Below are 17,669 nucleotides of genomic sequence, written 5' to 3'. Positions count from 1 at the left end.
TCAACCTTTATAAATGTTCGAACCTGCAAGACTCTGTATTGTGTTGCGTATTATACCAAATTCTCCCAAAATCTCAGGCGTATCTTTATACAATAAAGGAGAGTCCAAGTCTACATACTTTACAACATCTCTGTATGCAAAGGCAAGACAAAGAGCCGCATGTATGGAGACAGGTCCCTCCAGCATAGACCCCAGCATACACTCTATGTTGTTGGATCTGGCATACTCCAAAATCTCCTGTGCCCTGCTCACACCGCCGCACTTCATCAGTTTGACATTTATCATATTTGCACAGCCCTCTTCATACACTTTTTTTACATCTTCAAGAGTAAATACCGCTTCATCCGCAAGAATGGGAACAGTGCTTTTTTGGGTTATTGTTTTGAGGCTCTGTAAATCATCTGCAACTACAGGCTGTTCAATCAGGCTTACATGTAATCCCGCTACCGCCTCAACATAGTACAGTGACTGTTCAAGATTCCACGCCTGGTTGGCATCTATGAGCACCTCTGCATCTACAAGCGTTTCACTAATCATTTTTGTAACTGCAACAGCATGCTCCAGATCACTGCCAAGCTTTACTTTTAAAATATGAAATCCATTGTCAAAAGCTTTTTTCGCATCTGAGAGCATTATGTCTGCATCATTGAGACTGACAGTAATATCGGTAAAAATCGGAGAAAAATCTTTTGTACCGAGATACTGTAACAGTGTCTGATTATTCTGTTGTGCCAGCAAAGAGACAACTGCCATATCAAGAGCGGCTTTTGCACTCGAACCCATTGTGCTGCCATGGATTACATGTAAAGCCTCACCCGGCGTCAGACCAAGCAAGGCATCTTGCAACCCGCCAATCGCATTTGCAATGCTTTGCAGGTCTTCTCCTGTCACTGCTTTGGTGGCAGGCGCTTCACCATAAGCGAACAGACCATTGTCCCATGTAATCTTTAGCCGTATAAATTCAACATTTTCCACCCGTCGCAGCGCGGTAACAAAAGGGGTCTTCAACGGAATATGCAAAACCTCAATAAAAATATTTTTTATCTTCATACTACTGATGCTGTTTGTCCGAACATGGAATATGCCTTTGTGGTTTTTTTACTAAAAGTATAACAAAAAATTATTATTTCTTCTCTATATGTTCCTGAACTGGCTAATTAATATTTAATTAATTCATCAAATTGTACAATGTCTGATAATTGAAGTTCAACAGATGGAGTTACCAACAATCGCATGCACAATCTATACGAAATTGGAGCCTGGCTCACACAACACAGTGCATCTGTGATTGAACAATGGCTGAATGATCCAAAGATTCTCTCTATATTTACACAGCACAAAATAAATCGCCAAAAATTTTCCAAAAATTTTGCAACAGCTATTCTTTCCCATGCGGTTGATGTTATGCAGGCAAAAAAAGAGATGCAAAACTGTCCGAGTATGAATAAATTTGTCGATTTGATGCTCAAGAACAATATTACTGCAGATGAGATTTTATCCTCTGTGTTACCCTTCGCAGTACTGTTTTTAAGCATCTGTTCCAGCAGTCTGCTGAGACTCCAAACAATGTTGCTCTGATGATGTCTCTTTTGAAAATATTTGATACAAATCTTGCAGGGGTTATGAAAAACTTCAGTCGCGGCAAGTATGCACATTATGTCACACAACAAAAAGAGTTGCAGCTCAAAAGATATCTGAAACGTTTGCAGGTTATTCTTGATGCACAAAACAATATCATTTTTAAACTGCACAATAATGAAATTTATATTGCCAACAAAGCACTCTACAAAACAGCAGGTGTCAGAGACCTCAAAGAGTACAAAACAAAATTTCCCTCTGCCTTGGATTTCATTAGCGACAGCAACTGCCACAACTCTTTTTTCAGAGTAAAGGATTATGAGGCTTGGATAGAAAAAATTATACAAGAGTACAAAGGTAAATGCGAAGTACGCCTTTTTGACCACCTGACACAGCAGATGGTAGTTATGCAACTGCATGTAACCCGGGTAGAAGAAGAAAACAATTTTGTTTTTACTCTTGAGAATATTACAGCACAACAAAAACAAATCAATGTCCTGAAAAAACTTGTCTACAAAGATGATCTGACAGGGTTGGATAATTTACGGGGATTTGAGGAGATGATTGCTCAAAAACTTGCAAAGCTGCCAAACAGTAATTTAAAAATTCTCATGCTCTCGCTCAAAGGCTTCAGCCAATACAGTAAATACCATACACAGCAAGAGAGTGAGCACATTATTCAAGAAGTCGCCAATGTGATACAGACAGAGTATCCTATAGACTCAGCACGTATCGGCAGCAGCCATTTTGCTCTTTTGTCAGATACACTCACACTTCAAAATGCCAATCAGCTTTTAGAGAGTATTGATACTGCCCTTCACGCAAATGTTGATGCAAAAGAGATACAAACAAATGCAGCCCTTATACTCCTGCATGATAAAGATACTTCAAAAAGTATTATAGAACGAGGAGAAATTCTGCTCAACAGTATTCAGAATTCTCCGCAAAAATCAATTACAGATGACGCCGCTTTCCAGGCAGAAAAGCAAAAACACTTAGAAGAACAGCATGTATTCTTAGCATTGATGAAAACTTATTATGACAAAGGAAAGAGCCTGTCTGTCACAAACTACTATATGGAAATACCCTTGCAGTCCACTGCAAAAATCATACATCTGACACACAATGAAATGACGCTCAGCATTCGAAAAATAGCTGCTGCAGCACTGCAGATAAACGACAAAATGTACATTACCATGCCAAAAAAACCAAATTTCAAGGCATATGTAAAATATGTGGATGTAAAAAACAGCCAAGTAGTTCTGGAAAACTTTCAATCTGCACAGTACTCTGCACTGGATCGGAGAAATATACATGTACGTATAGAAAACCCCATAGAAATAGTGCTGCAGTCACAAAAAGCACAAATTCCGGAAGAACTGCATACTGTGTCCCTTACGACTTTTGTTGTATATGTTCAGACTCTTTATGATATCCATATTGATTCGGAATTAACAATGCGTGTTCGCTTCTTTGAATCAGAAGAGAACTTCTTAGGAACGGTTGATAAAATCATGCCCGTAGACAACAAGTTTAAACTCATCATACATTTAAAAAATACGCCAAGCATTAAGAGTACACTCACCCCTTTTATATCAAAAAGACAGTTGAAAATTATTCAGCAGTTACAGGAAAAGGCCTCATATGTATAAACTCTCAGCAACTCTTCTCTATCCGATTACCGCTATAGTTCTGCTATCTCTATGCATGTTCGGTTTTTTTGAGTACACAGTTTCAAAAAGTAAAGAGGCAATTCTGACAAGTTATCTCAACAAGGCAAAAGAAGAGTCGTATATGTTCAAAACACTTATAGATGAATTCCCTGCAAACAAAAAGGAAGATGCACTCCAAAAGGGTATTTTTCAGTTGTCTCTCCAGTCCAATATCAAATATATTATGCTCGTCTCGGCAGATGAAAGAATACTCTATGCCAGTCGCAAGCAGGATATTGGCAAAAAACTCCAAGAAGTTTTTTCTGCAAAAAGGCTGCAGCATTACGAAAAAGAAATAAAAAATTTCTATGATTTTTCTATCCATCTTTTAGGCCAAAGTATAGATGTGACAATCAGAATTGATGACTATGGCTATCTGCTAATGCTGTATGATCTGCATACTCTGATCCTACAAAAAGAAAAAGAGATTTTTCAAGAGTTGCTTGCTGTCTTTTTCTTTTTGTTGTTTATCATTATACTTTTATTTTATCTTTACTATAAGCATTTTTTAATAAAACTGCACAAAATTTATGATATAACATCGACTTTCAACAGGAAGCAAAGCAGGGTAAAATCCCTTTATATTGATGACCTGCTTGAGCAAATTACAAATATAGCCAAGGAGTCTGAAATCATAGCCCGCGTTATCGAGTACAGCAATGATGCCATACTTATTACCGATGCAAAGAAAAATATTATTTTTGTCAATCCTGCATTTGAAAGAATCAGTCAGTTCACACGCGATGAAGTCATCGGAAAAAAACCCGAAGAGATCATCAAATCAAATCTCATGAGTGATGAATATTATGCCGACATGTGGTATAAAATTCATACATTTGGAAATTTCCAGGGAAAAATCATCGATAGGAGAAAAGACGGCACAGACTATGTTGTCTGGCAAAAAATCTGGGCCTTAAAGGAGCCAAAAACAGGAAGTATTACCAACTATGTGGCAATGAGCCAGGATATCACCGACTTAATCGCGAAACAAAAAGAGGTTGAACAGCTCGCTTATTATGACGCTTTGACCGGATTGGCAAACAGAAACTACTTTATACGCATTTTAAACAAACTGATCAAAAAAAGAAAAAAAGAGCATTTTGCACTGTTCTTTGCGGATATAGACAATTTTAAAGAGATCAATGAAACCATAGGCTACCATGCCGGAGACATCGTCATTCAAAAATTTGCTCAGTATTTGCAAGATACCCTCCGCGAAGAAGACATTATCGCAAGGCTCGGCGGCGATGAGTTTGCAATCCTGGCCTATGATATTACAAAACCGGAAGATGCGCTTGAGATAGGCTGCAAAATCAATGATTTTTCAAAACAAGAGCTCTTTATTGACAAGCACATCATTAATGTAAGTGTCAGCAACGGTATTGCACTCTATCCGGGTGACGGGAGCAACACAAAAGAACTTTTGGCAGCTGTCGATATTGCACTTTTTCGTTCAAAGAAAGAGGGAAAAAACAGGTGTACAATATTTCAAGCACGAATGCAGGAAGAGGCTGTGAAAAAAATGCTTATAAGGCATGAACTCAAAACAGCACTTAAAAACAATGAGTTTGAACTTTATTACCAGCCAAAATTCACTGTAGACGGTAGGAGCATTGCCGGATTTGAAGCACTCATCCGGTGGAACCATCCAAAAAAAGGTTTTATCCGGCCTGACCATTTTATCCCTGTTGCTGAAGAGAGCGAAATTATAATAGATATAACACAATGGATATTCCGGGAAATCAACACGGTATGCAAAGAATTAAACCAAATCTGCAACAAATTTACGATTGCGGTAAATATATCTGCGCAGCATTTCAAAGAACATAATCTACTTGAGCATATACAGACTTATATTGACAAACAATGGATAGACGGTGGACATATAGAGCTTGAAATTACAGAAAGTGCTATTATGAACAATATACAAGAGGCCGTGCAACAGCTGACACAGATTCAGTCTTTGGGCATCGATATCTCTTTGGATGACTACGGGACAGGATACTCGTCTTTGGCCTACCTGAAAAATCTGCCAATAAACAAAGTAAAAATAGACAAATCATTCATAGACGAAATATGCACAAACAGAAAAGACTATATTATTGTGAAATCCACAATAGCGTTGGCTGAAAATTTGGGAATGTGCACTATTGTAGAGGGGGTCGAGGACAAAGAACAGCAGCAGCTTGTGCAGGAGTTTGGCGCTACCTATATACAAGGGTATATTTTTTCCAAACCTTTGAAGAAAAAAGATGCGGTCCAACTTCTACAATTAACTTTGCAGTAATATGTAAAACTTAATATTTTGAGCAGTATCTTTGTTGCAGATTCATGCAAAAGCCATATAGATAAAAAACGGATAAAGCAAAAGCCCTGCATACGGCAAATACGGTCCTATGGGAGTCAGCAATACCTGGGCAAACTCTTTTGATATCTCTTTTTTTATAAAAACCTGATCAATCATAATAATTTTACTTACAATATCAGCAGTTTTAAAAGAGAGTAATGCCAAAGCATAGGGATTATAGTGGGTATAAAACAAAAACCAGACGGCAAAATAAAAGGTCGGGTGCATAATCAGAAAAAGAAGAACATTTTTATGATAATAGCGGTACATCCGTGCCAACATGTCCATAAGTGTCCCAGCCTTTTGCCACTGCACTTCATAAAACTCCAAAAGCATATACAGCACAATAAAGACAATAAGATAATCCTGCATCAAATTTCACTCACTTTTTTTGTAAGTATAGCAAAAGAAAAATAAGCAATATTTCGGAATTGGTACTTTCTATGCTAAAGCATGACTTGTGAGAAAAACTAAATTTTTTTCTGGAGTGCCGACTGTTACTGCTTTTCCTGGCACTCTCAGCCGGCAGTTCTCGGAACCGGTACTTCAGTGCCGGCTGAGAGTGGCAGGACTATTGCAACAGCCGGCACTGAAGTACCGGTTCCAAAAAAGATGCCTGGCTTTAAAAATCAGAACTTGGAGTTCTGCAGTTTTCTTTTCCGTTTGGTGTGCTTTCACTTGCGTCAAATCCGATGGTTACACCGCTTCTTTGCACCAGGTCTCTTGCATCCTCGATATCTTCATCTTCGTCTTCCACAGGTCTTACAGTACTGTGAATGATGATTTTGTCACCGTAATCTACAGCCTGAAAAAAGTGTTTCATGCAAAACTCTTGATTCATACGACACTCTAACACTCTTGCCTTGTTGATCATGTCTTCTCTTGAATCAAATGTCATATTGTTTTCAAATCCGCTTTTTTTAAAGCAACTGCATTCTTTGTCAATTTCTATTGTATACATTAATATTTCCTTTGTATAGAGTAATCTCTGTTTATATCACTTTGCGCTTAAAAGTATGGTTAAGAAAACATACTATTAAAACTCTTTTATAACTTTAAAATCACCTGATTCATACGAATATACCTTCTTCGCTTTTTTGTCAATGATAACAGGTCGTATCCACTCATTTAAAATAAACTCTTTGGCCACCGAATTTTCAACCGCCTTGCCCACTGCTTCCAAAGGAGCTTCCATATACGTAAGCAATCTGACAGGTTCATGATAGGCTTTACCCTCCAGCATAACAGATTGCGTAGGAAGTCCTATTTTAAGGTCACCGTAATTACCGTTAAAAACCCCGACTTTGGCAACAATATTGTGGTAGACTTTGGAACCTGCCCCATAAACGGCATTGTCTACTGTAGAAAAATAGTGTTCCATGTTGATCCACTCGCCTACAATAAGAGGTCCGTTGAAAATTTTTGTCAGAATATCCGCATTTTCATTATCCAAAGAAGCCTCATACGAGTGCATAAAGAGTCTGTTTTTAAATGCCATATGTTTTATAGAACTTCTTGGACCGGCAAAAACACCCATATTTCCTGCCAATCCCCACTCCGGCCTTGGTTCTGACCAGTCCATTGATTTTACAATGATATCTTCCTGGCTATTTGTATACGGCAACTGGGTGATTCTCTCCTGACGCGAAATTTTTGAAGCTTCTTCAAAATCCTTCATAACTTTTGTAAATTTTGTCATCTCTTCTTGCGTTAGGATGTCTGTATCATAAAACTTTATCTCATCTGTACTCGTTACATGTAAAGCCGGCATAAATTTAACATCATCAGGAATGACAATCCCTTTTTTGGCTATGGCCTCTCTTACATCTTGCGAGTTGGCTATCATACAAAGAGCTCTGTTGTTTGGCAAACTGCTGCTCCCGCCACATGCGCCACAGTCAAGTGCCGACTCAAACGGATTGTTGTCCGAAACACTTTGGTGTCCACAGAGAATGACGAACTCGGCAAAATTATCCACCTGGCCTATCATCATCAAAAAGCTGTAGAGGTATTGCACTTTCTCTTCAAGAGTAAATCCGACCATTTTGAGTTTGTTCTTCTGATACTCATAATCTTTTCGTGTTATTTTATACTTTGTGCGCAGTTTTTCCAGCAACTCTTTTGGAATATCCAGTGACAACTCTTCTTCAAAAACCAAATGATCGCGAATGGCCTGAATCTCTTCTGCCGTGTACTCCTGCGATGCACTGTTTTTCAAAGCTTCTACAATCACATATCTGTGCATTTTATTGACATACATTTCTATCTCTTGATCTGAGAGTTTGTCCAGAGTATATGTGGTTTTAGGTTTTTGTGCCTTAAAGCCGGACAAAAACCTGTTTGTTTTTCTTGGAGAAAATGTTTTTCCAAAAAGGTTTATTCCGAAGATCCAGCCGATTGCCTCTACCATTATATAAGGAGTATAAGGATTGTTTTTCAGATCACTTAAAACTTTTTTCGTAGTTTTGTTCATAATTTTTTTCGAACTGTACTCTTCATGCGCTTCTTTTGGCAGTTCAAATATAATATTGCCGGGTTTTACCACCGCCGGACATAAAAACTGTTCATGCGCCTTGTCAAACTCCACAAAGGCAATAGGAAAACCTAAAAAACCTCCTGCCCCGTATGTTACATAACTGCCTCTGCTCTCAAGAGATCTTCTCATCAGTTCCGAACGCACGTCCAGACAAAATGTGGCAGAAGCCAGAGGCCTCTGCCCATTAGCTGTTTGAGTCAGTTTCATCTCATCAATAAAAGCATGAATATAGCTGTCTTCAAGGGACTTCAGCCAGATATATCCTTCATGGGAGCGTAATGTTTCCATGATTTTTGCCAACTCTGTCAAGGCAATCTCTTTATTGTTCAGCTGGGCACTTGAGAGGTGTACCTGTTTGGCATCAAGTTTGAGTTCATCCTGCACATAGTTTTCCAAAATCTGCTCATAATTTTGATGTTCCTGTATAGCATCTATATATTTGCCGGGCAGATCCCCTTTTGCCTGCAGTATTTTCAAAATGACACAGGCACTGTTTTTTTGCACAAAAGAGTCCAGCAATTCAAAGTTCTTGATTTGTCTGTGCTGAAGGTAGGCAAGTTCAAAATAGAGTCTGATAGCCATATAGTCCATCAGTGATGACGGATACTCCTGCTGTGAAAAATAGTCAGGATCCTCGGAACGGTACTTTATAAATCCGGCCCATCCGTGCAGTTTTAAAATATGCGCGAGCAGATACTGCTCGACATTTTTCACTTTCAGTTTTTGTAGCGCTTCATTCACAAAAGATTCGGAATCCTTGGCATAGTCAAAGTTTTCATACAGTTTGAATGTTTCAAACATTCCCAGTTCTCTGTTTGGCATAGTGATGGTTGTCTGTTCCTCATCCAAAAACCTGGTGATATACTCAATAATATCTTTTTCTATCATCTCTTTGTCATCACGATCAAAAAGAATATCATTGATCTCATAGAGTGTCATATGCTTTGTCAGTTTTTCTATCCACTTTTCTTTATTGTGATAGAAAAACTTTTCATCAAGATATGCCAACAGATCTTCATCAATTTCATGTTCGTTTAAATCTGCAGTGCTTCTAAGACTGTTCCATTTCGGATTGACTTCTATCAGACATTTTTTTGCCAGATCATAATGTTCTTGCAATCCGTCACTTTTGAGTATCTCTTTTAAGTTTGCTTCGAGCAAATCAGAATTGATTTTGCCTTCTTTGTAAAGATTCAGATAATACGACGGCTGCATGTAAACATTCCCGCCAAAGATACTCTGCGCCTTGGCCACTCCCTCTTTAAAATGGAGATGTTCAAAACCTTTTAAAGGGTTGTGATGAATAAATGCACCGATTGGCCAGTAATGGGGTACCGTTGATTTGACAGCATCAAGTTTTTGCATGATTGTACTCATAAAAGCAGCTCCTTCAGTCCATATATACTCAGTCCGAGTAAGACTGTAACAACAGATAAATGCAACAGTTTTTCTCTAAAAGTTAAATCCACATAGTGAATATTTAAATTCGGCTTTCCAAAAAGTGACTTTTCCATAACTCTCATAGCCAAGAAAAAGTTTCCTATAAAAAGCGTTATAACAACTATAGACCAAAGCCCAAACGGTTCCCCCGTAAAGAGATAATTCAAAAAAAAGAGCGAATTGGGAAAGGGAGGATAGAGAGCTATACAAAGCAGATACACAGTGATATAGATGCTCAGATAAGGTGTGGCAAGTGTTATGCCTCTTACGGCAAGATAATTTGCACTGCCGTAATTTTTTTCATAAAACCTTCCTATAAAATAGATCCCAAGAAGAGAAACCAGCAAAGAGAGACTGTAAAAGGCTCCCTTGTCTTCAAAAAGCATAAAAAACGGAGCATTTATAAAAACAAAATAGTATCCGAGTTTATAAAAATTTGTTGTTTTTGTAGCCCTGTATATAGTATACAATGCACTGAAAAAAGATATCATGACAAGTGAAGTCGGATGTTCATTTACTATAAAAAAAGAGAGAACAATTGCACATAAAAGCAAAAATCCGCTCAATAAAAAGATACCTTTACTGCCAATCTTCTTGCTTTTTTCCAGGAAAATATAATAAGGAAATCCTGCAGCCAATACAAATAATAAAATACTAGATATCATAGTCTCCCTTTTTTAGAACGCTTAAATATTTCAAAATAGAACCCTTCTTTTGCCAGCAGTTTGTAAAAAAGCCACTTCATTTTGTTTGGTTTTATGTCGGCATTCGGAATTTCCACAAAATGCTGTTTATACATAAAGAGCCAGCCAATGGTCATAATGACAGCCAGCATAACCATTGAACTTGCCATCGTCACATTCAGTGTTGCCGCTTTGTAAAAGAGTAAGGCATCCTCACCATATAAAAAATGCTCAAGTGTCAGACCGATAAACTCATAGGTAAACAAAATCAGAACAAATGTACTGACAAGTGCCAGAATGACTTGTATCGAGTCAGATTTTGACACTTTAAAGAATGACAGGAAAAGCTGTGTTCCTGTCAACCAGGCAAAGGCCAGTATAACAATAGCCGCATTAAATTCAAAGAACTCTTCGCTCAATACCATTTTCACACCTATAAAAGCCAGAACAGGCAAAATGGTAAAAATTGCAATAAGATAAAAGAGTCTGTTGCTCCTGTTGCCTGTTTTATCCTCCCAAAATACTTTATAGGAGAGGCGTTCGGGTATATTAGGATCATGCCGGGCATATTTGATCAAAGCGCCTGATTCCAGGAAAAGTGTTGCCTTGAATATACCATGCACAATAAGATGATAGATGGCAAGTGAAAATGCACCCAAACCGATTTCCATGATCATATACCCCATCTGTCCTACGGTAGAGTATCCAAGAGAACGCTTGATATCTGAGACTACCAGCATTAAAGCCGATGCAAATATTGCCGTAAAAAGGCCTACGCCAAAAGCAATATTAAGCACACCCGGAGTCAGCATCAACAGGTAAGCAAGCTTATTGAGCAGTATACCGCCAACATTGACAACACCGGCATGCATCAATCCCGATACAGGAGTTGGTGCTTCTGAAGTGTAAGGCAGCCAGATATGAAACGGCACTATTGCCGATTTCATCATCGCGGCAATCAAGAAAAGCAGTCCTATAACAAAGATCACAGGATCTTCAACCGGACCCTTGGACATAAGAAGCCACTTTTCGCTCAATGTTGCAAGGTCCAGACTCTGAAATGTTTTATAGGTCAGTATCACGGCCAGTAAAAAAACCAGATCGGCACCTTTATGTATGTACATAGTCCATCTTGCATTTTTTACAGCTGTTTTTGAACCGACATTAAATGAAACAAGCAAATACAGACCGATACTCATCAGTTGCCATGCCAGAGCCAAAACAATCAGATTGTTACTCATAACCAGTAAATATATTGACGCAAAAATAAAGTTCAAAAGAATGAAAAATCTTTTATACCCTGCTTCGTCCCACATGTATTTCGTAGCATATTTACGAATGACGAGACCAAGAATTGCAACATAGGGTACCAAAACAGCTGAAAGCTGATTATATATAAGCAATCCGCCAAATCCCTTGATTTGTGTATCATTACTTATGACATAATACGCTCCGTACAGTCCGAGCAAGGCTATCATACTCGACAAAATAAGACTGATTTTCGGAATAAACTCTTTTTTCTTCACAAAAATCAGCAAAAATGCTATTACAATAGGAATACCCGGAATGAGCAGTATAATTTTTTCCATTAAAACTCCTGTTTTCTAATGCAGATATTTAGCTCGCCGGTGTATCAATAGCACTAAAAGCATCTAAATCAATATCATTCGATCTTTTTTTGTTTTTCACTATAGTCTTTTGCAGAGCATCCAAATCTCTTTCACCTGTACGGATACGTTCAACCTCCAACACAGGCACGACCCAGATTTTTCCTGCACCGTGATCTATATCCTGTGCATTTGCACGAATAGCCTCCATTGCTTTGTCTTTATATATCTTGTTGGGAACTATAACAATAACCATTACCTTTTCTGTCAATTCGGTTTCTGTACCGTCCCAGCAACCTTTTCCTAATACTCTTGTTACAGTAACACCCTGTATTCCCTCATCTTCTAAGCCATGCAACACATCATTAAGTGCTGACGGATCTATAATACTATTAACCTGAACCATATGGAACCCCTTTTTGTTTATATGGCAGCAATTTAAACATTATAACTTTTAAGCTCGGCTAAAAATAGAATCAGTCACAGATTACTACAGCTAATATTTAGGTTAAATCTCACTATACAGCCATTTGAGATAATCTGGCTATCCTAAGTGCTACATATTGTAACACCAATATATCCTCATTGCTTCAAAAAGTAGCATAAGACCCGGCAAAACAACTTATTTGTGCAGGTTTATTGTTTTACAAAAAATATTTATCTCATAAATTAAAGAGAATTTAAAGGACTTTCCAAGTAAACTCCCAACTGAAAACATAAAATGTTGCTGATAAAAAGTATATTTCTATATTTTTTGATGCCGCAAAATTGATAAAGATACTTAGAATTGATTGAATTTTCAATAGACTGGTATTTTATGTTTAAGTCATTTATAGGAGAAAAAATGTATTATGTAGCAAAAGTTAATGCTGACATGTGTGCAGAGTACAAGTGTAATACATGTACTCTGTATTGCCCGGAAGCAAATACACTCATGTTCGATAAAAGCGGAAATACATCTTGGGTTGATGTAGACAGATGTAAAGGGTGTGCATTATGTGTATACGTATGTACTGATATGCTCAATCGTGATTGTATTACGATGGAAATGCCTAACGTTGAAGCAGTCTAAGTCTAAGTTTTAGATTTAAGTAAAAAATAGAGTAAAATAAAAAAATCATAGGAGAACTTATGGCAAACCAAGGTCCTGCGTATTATTCACCATATCCTGCGGCTACGTATGAAGGTGTAATAACACCACCAGAAGGAAAAGCACTTTTATTAGAAGATGTGGTAGATGAAGAAACGGCAATGAGAGAAATTGCAAAACAGATGTTGACAAAAGAAAATGCAACAATTTTCCCCGGTCCACAAGTACTTTACGCATGGAGCGATGAAGCAAAAAGAAAAGCAACTCTTATCAAAGAGATGGCAGAAGTTCTGAATGCGAACATGATTCCAATGTATGACTACAGACCAAAATATCCAAAAATTGATGCTGAAGTTGAGATCAATCCAAATCATCCAAACTTGACGATTTGGGAAAACAAAATCAAAGCAGCAATTTTTATCGGTGTTCACTGTCATTATGCAAATGTTGCATTAAAGATTGTTAGAGCAGAAACAGACTGTTACACTATAGCAATGTGTGCTTTATCCGGACATGAAGATGCAATGGCTACTATTAGAGACCAACATGCTTCTGATCTTGAAAAGTTCATCAAAATAGCTAAAGAAGTTAAATCAGAGTTGGGAGTATAAAACAATGAGTAAACGAAGTGATATGACAAACACACACAACTGGTCTGGACAAAAATTAGTTTCAACAGACTATTTGCTTTTCGAAGCTCCTAGAGAGAAACACTTCATGACTGGTTCTGAAGTTTTAAAAGAAGCAATGAAAAGATGTACGGTAGATGCCTCGGTATCCTACCCAATTACACCGCAGTCAGAAGCAGCACACCTTATCGGTGAATTATGGGCTGAAGGGTATGTCGGTACTTATTTTAGAGGGGAAAACGAATTTGGTGTAATGTCTGAAGTTGCAGGCTGTGCAATGGCAGGCGCCAGAACAGTGACAACAACTTCCGGACCGGGAACACTCAGAGCGATGGAAAACTTTCCTCAGTGGTCTGGAACAAGAATCCCCTGTCAACTGGTTTTAATGGCTCGCGGTATTAACTCGCCACTGACTATTCAACCTGACAACCTGGAAGTTTCTTTTATGCTTGAAACCGGATGTATGATTTGGTATGCTGAAAATGTTCAAGAACTTTTCGATATGTCAATTGCAGCATTTACAGTAGCTGAAAAGCCTGATGTACATGTTCCGATTATTACAGTTGTTGACGGTTTCTTTGTATCACACACAAGAGAGGCAGTTATGCTTCCGGCTGATGATATAGCATTAGAGCCGTATGATCCGTACAGAGCTCCGTTGCCTCCGATTGATTCTGAAACACCTCCGGGACGTTTCTTAAGAGATCCATTTGTAATGAAGTCTAACTATATTTCGTATGCAACACACGCTTCTTGGCAGTGGGAAGTACGATCAGCGGTAGAGCGTTCACGCCCTTATGCAGAGCATTACTTGAAAGGTCTTATTCACATTACCGGTGAAGATGATGCAGAAATTGCATTCGTAACATGCGGAACGGCATCAAACCAGGCAAAAGAAGCACACAGAGAGCTTATGAAACTTGGTATCAAAACAAAAGTTATCAAGCTAAGAACAATCAGACCTTTCCCTGCGAAAGAACTTCTTGCAGCTGTTGAAGGTATCAAACACATATTTGTACCTGAATTCAATGTTGTCGGATGGCTGGAAAAAGAAGTAAGAAAAGAACTCTACAACAAGTGTGAAGCAGACATTATCGGCGGACCGAGAGTCGCTGGCGGTATGAGTATGCCTGCTGAAGCAATTATTGCGGAAGTAATGGAAAAAATCAACCCGGGAAAAGGAGCATAAGATGGCATTAGATATCTATAAAATAAATCCAGAATTTCGTGATATTATGCCTCAAGAGATTATAGATCTTGAGGAAAAAGCTACATGGTCAGTCAAAATGGACAAACCACGTGGTATCAAGGAACTTCCTGACACAAAAGAGTTGCTTGAAGAGCATTCACTCTGTGCCGGTTGTCCGGAAGCGGCTGCTCTGAGATATGTATTATCTGCACTGCCAAAACCGGAAGATACAATTATTGTAAACTCTACGGGTTGTACATCTTTAATGTTCCCGCATATCGCGCTTCATACTGTGCACTCACTTTTTGGTAACCAAAATGCGGTTGCATCAGGAATCAAAAGAGTGCTTGACTGGAGATTTCCGGATATTGAGAAAGATGTTGTTGTTTTAGCCGGAGACGGTGCTACTGTTGATATCGGTCTTGACTATACACTTCAGTCTTTCTTTAGACAGGAAAATATCACTACAATCTGTTTTGATAATGAAGTCTATGCAAATACCGGAGGACAGGAGTCTGGTGCTACAGCCAAAGGACAGGTCTTTAAAATGGCGCCTCTTGGTAAAAAGTTTGACAAAGTTCCTATGTGGGAATTGGCAACGACTTCAGGATGTCACTACTCTGTAAACATGACAGCTTCTGCTCCAAAAGCAGTTGCCAAAGCAGTCAGAGAAGCGATCTTGGTTGCAAGAGAAATCGGACCGACTTTCCTTAATATTTACACACCGTGTATTCTTGAAATCGGTTTAAGTGCAAATGAAGGCCTTGGTGAGATGAAAGATCAGGATAAAGACAGATTTGCATCTTACAAACATGTTTCACCAGAAGCAGAAGAATTTTTGAAAAAATGTAAAGAAGAAGGGCGTATATAATGGCAAAAGATTCAATAAAAATCAGAATGCCTGGCCTTGGCGGCCAAGGCGCGGTAACAGCAGCACACATTGCTGCTACAGCTGCAGATACAGAAGGTTACTATGCTGTATCAAATCCGTTTTTTGGTGCTGAAAAGAGAATGGCGCCATCTGAAAGTTATGCAAGAATAGGGACAGTGCCTATTTATGACAGAGGGGAAGTTATTTACCCTGATATCATTATGATTTTTCACCCGCAGGTTATTACTATGGGTAAATCATACACAATGCCTTTTTATGCCGGTATCAAAGAAAACGGCCTTGTAATCATCAACAGTGACAGAGATCTTTTGACTGATGATGATAAAAAAACATTGAGTGATTTGAATGTAAAAGTGCTTACAAAAGACTTTACTCAGTTTGCTATTGATATGGCGGGAACTGAACTTGCAACAAACATGGCAATGCTTGGAGCGCTTTTTGGAGCTTTGGGCACTGTAAGCAAGCCGGCTATTGAAGAGGGAATCAAAGACAGATTCCTGAAAAAATATACAGCTTCCGGCGGTACGGCTACACTTGACTCGGTTATTGAGAAAAAGTTCAAGAAAAAGAAAGAACTTATTCAAAAAAATCTTGATACTGCTTCAGCAGCATTTGACTTGACAGTTGATTGGTGTAAAGAAGTCGGATTTGAACAGATTTTAGAATCTCCAAAAAAATAGTCATAATGTAACTACTGTTATTCAACACAGTAGTTACTTTTTCCAAAATATACTATAATACTCCAGAACAATTTGTTCTATACAAACATAATTCCATATCATTAAAGGAAGATCCCATCATACAGTCATTTATAATTACAGGATTTTTAGGTGTTGGTAAAACTACCATGCTTACAAATACTGTCAAAAAATATTTTAAAGATAAGAAAATAGCAATAGTTGTCAATGAATTTGGTGATGTAGGAGTTGACAGTAAAATTCTTACAAATGTACACAGTGAGGTACTTGAAATTTCCGAAGGGTGCATTTGCTGTAAATTGGCACAGGAATTTGAAAGCGGTGTGAGTGAAATTATCAGCAAATACAGTCCTGACATAATTTTTGTAGAAACCTCCGGTGCATCAGAACCTTTTCCGATTTTCCTCTCTTTGCAGAACCTCGGTATATCAATAGAGGGCATTATATGTGTTGTCGATGCAAAAAACTTTGATACATACAAAGAGAACTCTACCGCAAAGTATCAGTTGGGCGGTTCAAACATTATCATACTCAATAAAGTCGATTTGGTAACACCTGCACAGCTTGAAGAAGTAAAAAAAGAGGTTATACAGATTAAAGAAGAGTATAACATTAAAAACAATCTCACAGGAGAGACAGTATTTAACAACTATATGATTCATTATGCCCAGCAGGGTCTGGTAAACAAAGAGGTATTTGAAGGCGTTTATAAAATAGATGAAGTCATCGGCCTGGCAAAAGACTACAAGCATCTTGATCATACCGGCAAAGACTCTATCACCCAAAAAGTAGCCTATCTCAAAGACAATGTGGCATTTAATGATATAGACCAGCTCCTCAGTGCCCTTCCTAAGAGCATCTACAGGACAAAAGGTATTGTAAAAGTGACTGATGTAGCCAATCCTATATTTATCAATTACTCCTTTGGTGATGCCAGCTATGAAGAGTTACCGGAGTATAAAGAAAAATCACTCTTAATCTTTATCGGTGAGAGCATAGAAGATGATATAAAACTACTCAGTCAAAAATTTCCTTTTTTGGTTCTTCCCCAATTCAGTATAAATAAGTAATTTATACTGTGTAAATTCTACACACCTCTCTTTGTGCTTTCTCTCCTAACTCCCTGCAGATACTAAAATTCCAATAGCGTCTACAGGGGAAATAGGCGAAAAAGTTACAGAATTTTTCCAAAAAATTAATCTTGATAAATTAAATAATTTTTTTATGTTTACTTTAAGAGTAAAGACAAAGAGAAATTATACCCCCTG

Annotated in this window: 15 protein-coding genes; 8 read left to right on the top strand and 7 right to left on the bottom strand. The window is 38.1% G+C overall.

All coding sequences use genetic code 11. From position 1 onward, the window contains the following. A complete protein-coding gene (locus ACM66U_RS02210; RefSeq protein ID WP_418641023.1) occupies positions 1-1,050 on the bottom strand; it encodes a dipeptide epimerase in 1,050 nt (349 codons plus the stop codon). 183 nt (positions 1,051-1,233) lie between these two features. Here ACM66U_RS02210 and ACM66U_RS02205 point away from each other — a divergent pair, with 183 nt between their 5' ends. Genes ACM66U_RS02205 through ACM66U_RS02195 form a run of 3 tightly spaced genes read left to right on the top strand, consistent with a single transcriptional unit; the run spans position 1,234 to position 5,577 of the window. Beyond that, positions 1,234-1,578 carry a hypothetical protein gene (locus tag ACM66U_RS02205; protein ID WP_418641022.1) on the top strand — a complete coding sequence of 115 codons (345 nt, stop codon included), beginning with the start codon at positions 1,234-1,236 and terminating at the stop codon, positions 1,576-1,578. A gap of 11 nt (positions 1,579-1,589) precedes the next feature. Further along, positions 1,590-3,230: a GGDEF domain-containing protein gene (locus tag ACM66U_RS02200; RefSeq protein ID WP_418641021.1), complete on the top strand. Its 1,641-nt coding sequence runs from the start codon at positions 1,590-1,592 to the stop codon at positions 3,228-3,230. Next, a complete protein-coding gene (locus ACM66U_RS02195; protein ID WP_418641020.1) occupies positions 3,223-5,577 on the top strand; it encodes a putative bifunctional diguanylate cyclase/phosphodiesterase in 2,355 nt (784 codons plus the stop codon). Before ACM66U_RS02200 ends, ACM66U_RS02195 begins: the two co-directional genes overlap by 8 nt. A 42-nt stretch (positions 5,578-5,619) precedes the next feature. Here the strand turns inward: ACM66U_RS02195 and ACM66U_RS02190 are convergent, their stop codons facing one another. From ACM66U_RS02190 to ACM66U_RS02165, 6 genes are all read right to left on the bottom strand, one after another. Next, a complete protein-coding gene (locus ACM66U_RS02190; protein ID WP_346389323.1) occupies positions 5,620-6,009 on the bottom strand; it encodes a hypothetical protein in 390 nt (129 codons plus the stop codon). 250 nt (positions 6,010-6,259) lie between these two features. Beyond that, a complete protein-coding gene (locus ACM66U_RS02185; protein WP_346389322.1) occupies positions 6,260-6,598 on the bottom strand; it encodes a hypothetical protein in 339 nt (112 codons plus the stop codon). Positions 6,599-6,673: 75 nt separating this feature from the next. Next, positions 6,674-9,550: a putative inorganic carbon transporter subunit DabA gene (locus ACM66U_RS02180; protein ID WP_346389321.1), complete on the bottom strand. Its 2,877-nt coding sequence runs from the start codon at positions 9,548-9,550 to the stop codon at positions 6,674-6,676. Next, entirely contained in the window at positions 9,547-10,278 is a 732-nt protein-coding gene (locus tag ACM66U_RS02175; RefSeq protein ID WP_346389320.1) for a hypothetical protein, read from the bottom strand. The genes ACM66U_RS02180 and ACM66U_RS02175 overlap by 4 nt, the downstream gene beginning before the upstream one ends. Continuing rightward, complete coding sequence (locus ACM66U_RS02170; protein WP_346389319.1) at positions 10,275-11,885, bottom strand: proton-conducting transporter membrane subunit; 1,611 nt, start codon at positions 11,883-11,885, stop codon at positions 10,275-10,277. Before ACM66U_RS02170 ends, ACM66U_RS02175 begins: the two co-directional genes overlap by 4 nt. A 28-nt stretch (positions 11,886-11,913) precedes the next feature. Then, the gene (locus tag ACM66U_RS02165; protein ID WP_151901041.1) at positions 11,914-12,309 is read right to left on the bottom strand and encodes a P-II family nitrogen regulator; all 396 of its coding nucleotides are present in this window, start codon (positions 12,307-12,309) and stop codon (positions 11,914-11,916) included. Between the two features lie 725 nt (positions 12,310-13,034). On the opposite strand from ACM66U_RS02165, the gene ACM66U_RS02160 reads away from it, so the two are divergent. The 5 genes from ACM66U_RS02160 to ACM66U_RS02140 all read left to right on the top strand — a co-directional run bounded on the left by ACM66U_RS02160 (position 13,035) and on the right by ACM66U_RS02140 (position 17,471). Continuing rightward, a complete protein-coding gene (locus ACM66U_RS02160) occupies positions 13,035-13,604 on the top strand; it encodes a carbon monoxide dehydrogenase beta subunit family protein (protein ID WP_151901043.1) in 570 nt (189 codons plus the stop codon). A 4-nt stretch (positions 13,605-13,608) separates the two neighbouring features. Next, positions 13,609-14,811 (top strand): transketolase C-terminal domain-containing protein, encoded by a 1,203-nt coding sequence (locus tag ACM66U_RS02155; protein WP_346389318.1) that lies wholly within the window; start codon positions 13,609-13,611, stop codon positions 14,809-14,811. A gap of 1 nt (position 14,812) precedes the next feature. Then, on the top strand, positions 14,813-15,682 hold the full coding sequence (locus ACM66U_RS02150) for a thiamine pyrophosphate-dependent enzyme (RefSeq protein WP_346389317.1): 870 nt from the start codon (positions 14,813-14,815) through the stop codon (positions 15,680-15,682). Next, entirely contained in the window at positions 15,682-16,383 is a 702-nt protein-coding gene (locus ACM66U_RS02145; protein WP_346389316.1) for a 2-oxoacid:acceptor oxidoreductase family protein, read from the top strand. The genes ACM66U_RS02150 and ACM66U_RS02145 overlap by 1 nt, the downstream gene beginning before the upstream one ends. A gap of 95 nt (positions 16,384-16,478) precedes the next feature. Next, positions 16,479-17,471 carry a GTP-binding protein gene (locus ACM66U_RS02140; protein ID WP_418641425.1) on the top strand — a complete coding sequence of 331 codons (993 nt, stop codon included), beginning with the start codon at positions 16,479-16,481 and terminating at the stop codon, positions 17,469-17,471. Positions 17,472-17,669 lie beyond the last annotated feature (198 nt).

The sequence above is a fragment of the Sulfurimonas sp. ST-27 genome (assembly GCF_048081595.1).
Lineage (GTDB): Bacteria > Campylobacterota > Campylobacteria > Campylobacterales > Sulfurimonadaceae > Sulfurimonas > Sulfurimonas hydrogeniphila.
This window is presented reverse-complemented; position numbering and strand designations above follow the sequence as displayed.

Excerpts from the sequence above, each read along its gene's own strand:
- ACM66U_RS02170 (WP_346389319.1), bottom strand. The coding sequence starts at position 11,885 with ATGGAAAAAATTATACTGCTCATTCCGGGTATTCCTATTGTAATAGCA.
- ACM66U_RS02145 (WP_346389316.1), top strand. The coding sequence starts at position 15,682 with ATGGCAAAAGATTCAATAAAAATCAGAATGCCTGGCCTTGGCGGCCAA.
- ACM66U_RS02180 (WP_346389321.1), bottom strand. The coding sequence starts at position 9,550 with ATGAGTACAATCATGCAAAAACTTGATGCTGTCAAATCAACGGTACCC.
- ACM66U_RS02155 (WP_346389318.1), top strand. The coding sequence starts at position 13,609 with ATGAGTAAACGAAGTGATATGACAAACACACACAACTGGTCTGGACAA.
- ACM66U_RS02210 (WP_418641023.1), bottom strand. The coding sequence starts at position 1,050 with ATGAAGATAAAAAATATTTTTATTGAGGTTTTGCATATTCCGTTGAAG.
- ACM66U_RS02175 (WP_346389320.1), bottom strand. The coding sequence starts at position 10,278 with ATGATATCTAGTATTTTATTATTTGTATTGGCTGCAGGATTTCCTTAT.
- ACM66U_RS02185 (WP_346389322.1), bottom strand. The coding sequence starts at position 6,598 with ATGTATACAATAGAAATTGACAAAGAATGCAGTTGCTTTAAAAAAAGC.
- ACM66U_RS02195 (WP_418641020.1), top strand. The coding sequence starts at position 3,223 with ATGTATAAACTCTCAGCAACTCTTCTCTATCCGATTACCGCTATAGTT.
- ACM66U_RS02190 (WP_346389323.1), bottom strand. The coding sequence starts at position 6,009 with ATGCAGGATTATCTTATTGTCTTTATTGTGCTGTATATGCTTTTGGAG.
- ACM66U_RS02205 (WP_418641022.1), top strand. The coding sequence starts at position 1,234 with ATGCACAATCTATACGAAATTGGAGCCTGGCTCACACAACACAGTGCA.
- ACM66U_RS02165 (WP_151901041.1), bottom strand. The coding sequence starts at position 12,309 with ATGGTTCAGGTTAATAGTATTATAGATCCGTCAGCACTTAATGATGTG.
- ACM66U_RS02160 (WP_151901043.1), top strand. The coding sequence starts at position 13,035 with ATGGCAAACCAAGGTCCTGCGTATTATTCACCATATCCTGCGGCTACG.
- ACM66U_RS02150 (WP_346389317.1), top strand. The coding sequence starts at position 14,813 with ATGGCATTAGATATCTATAAAATAAATCCAGAATTTCGTGATATTATG.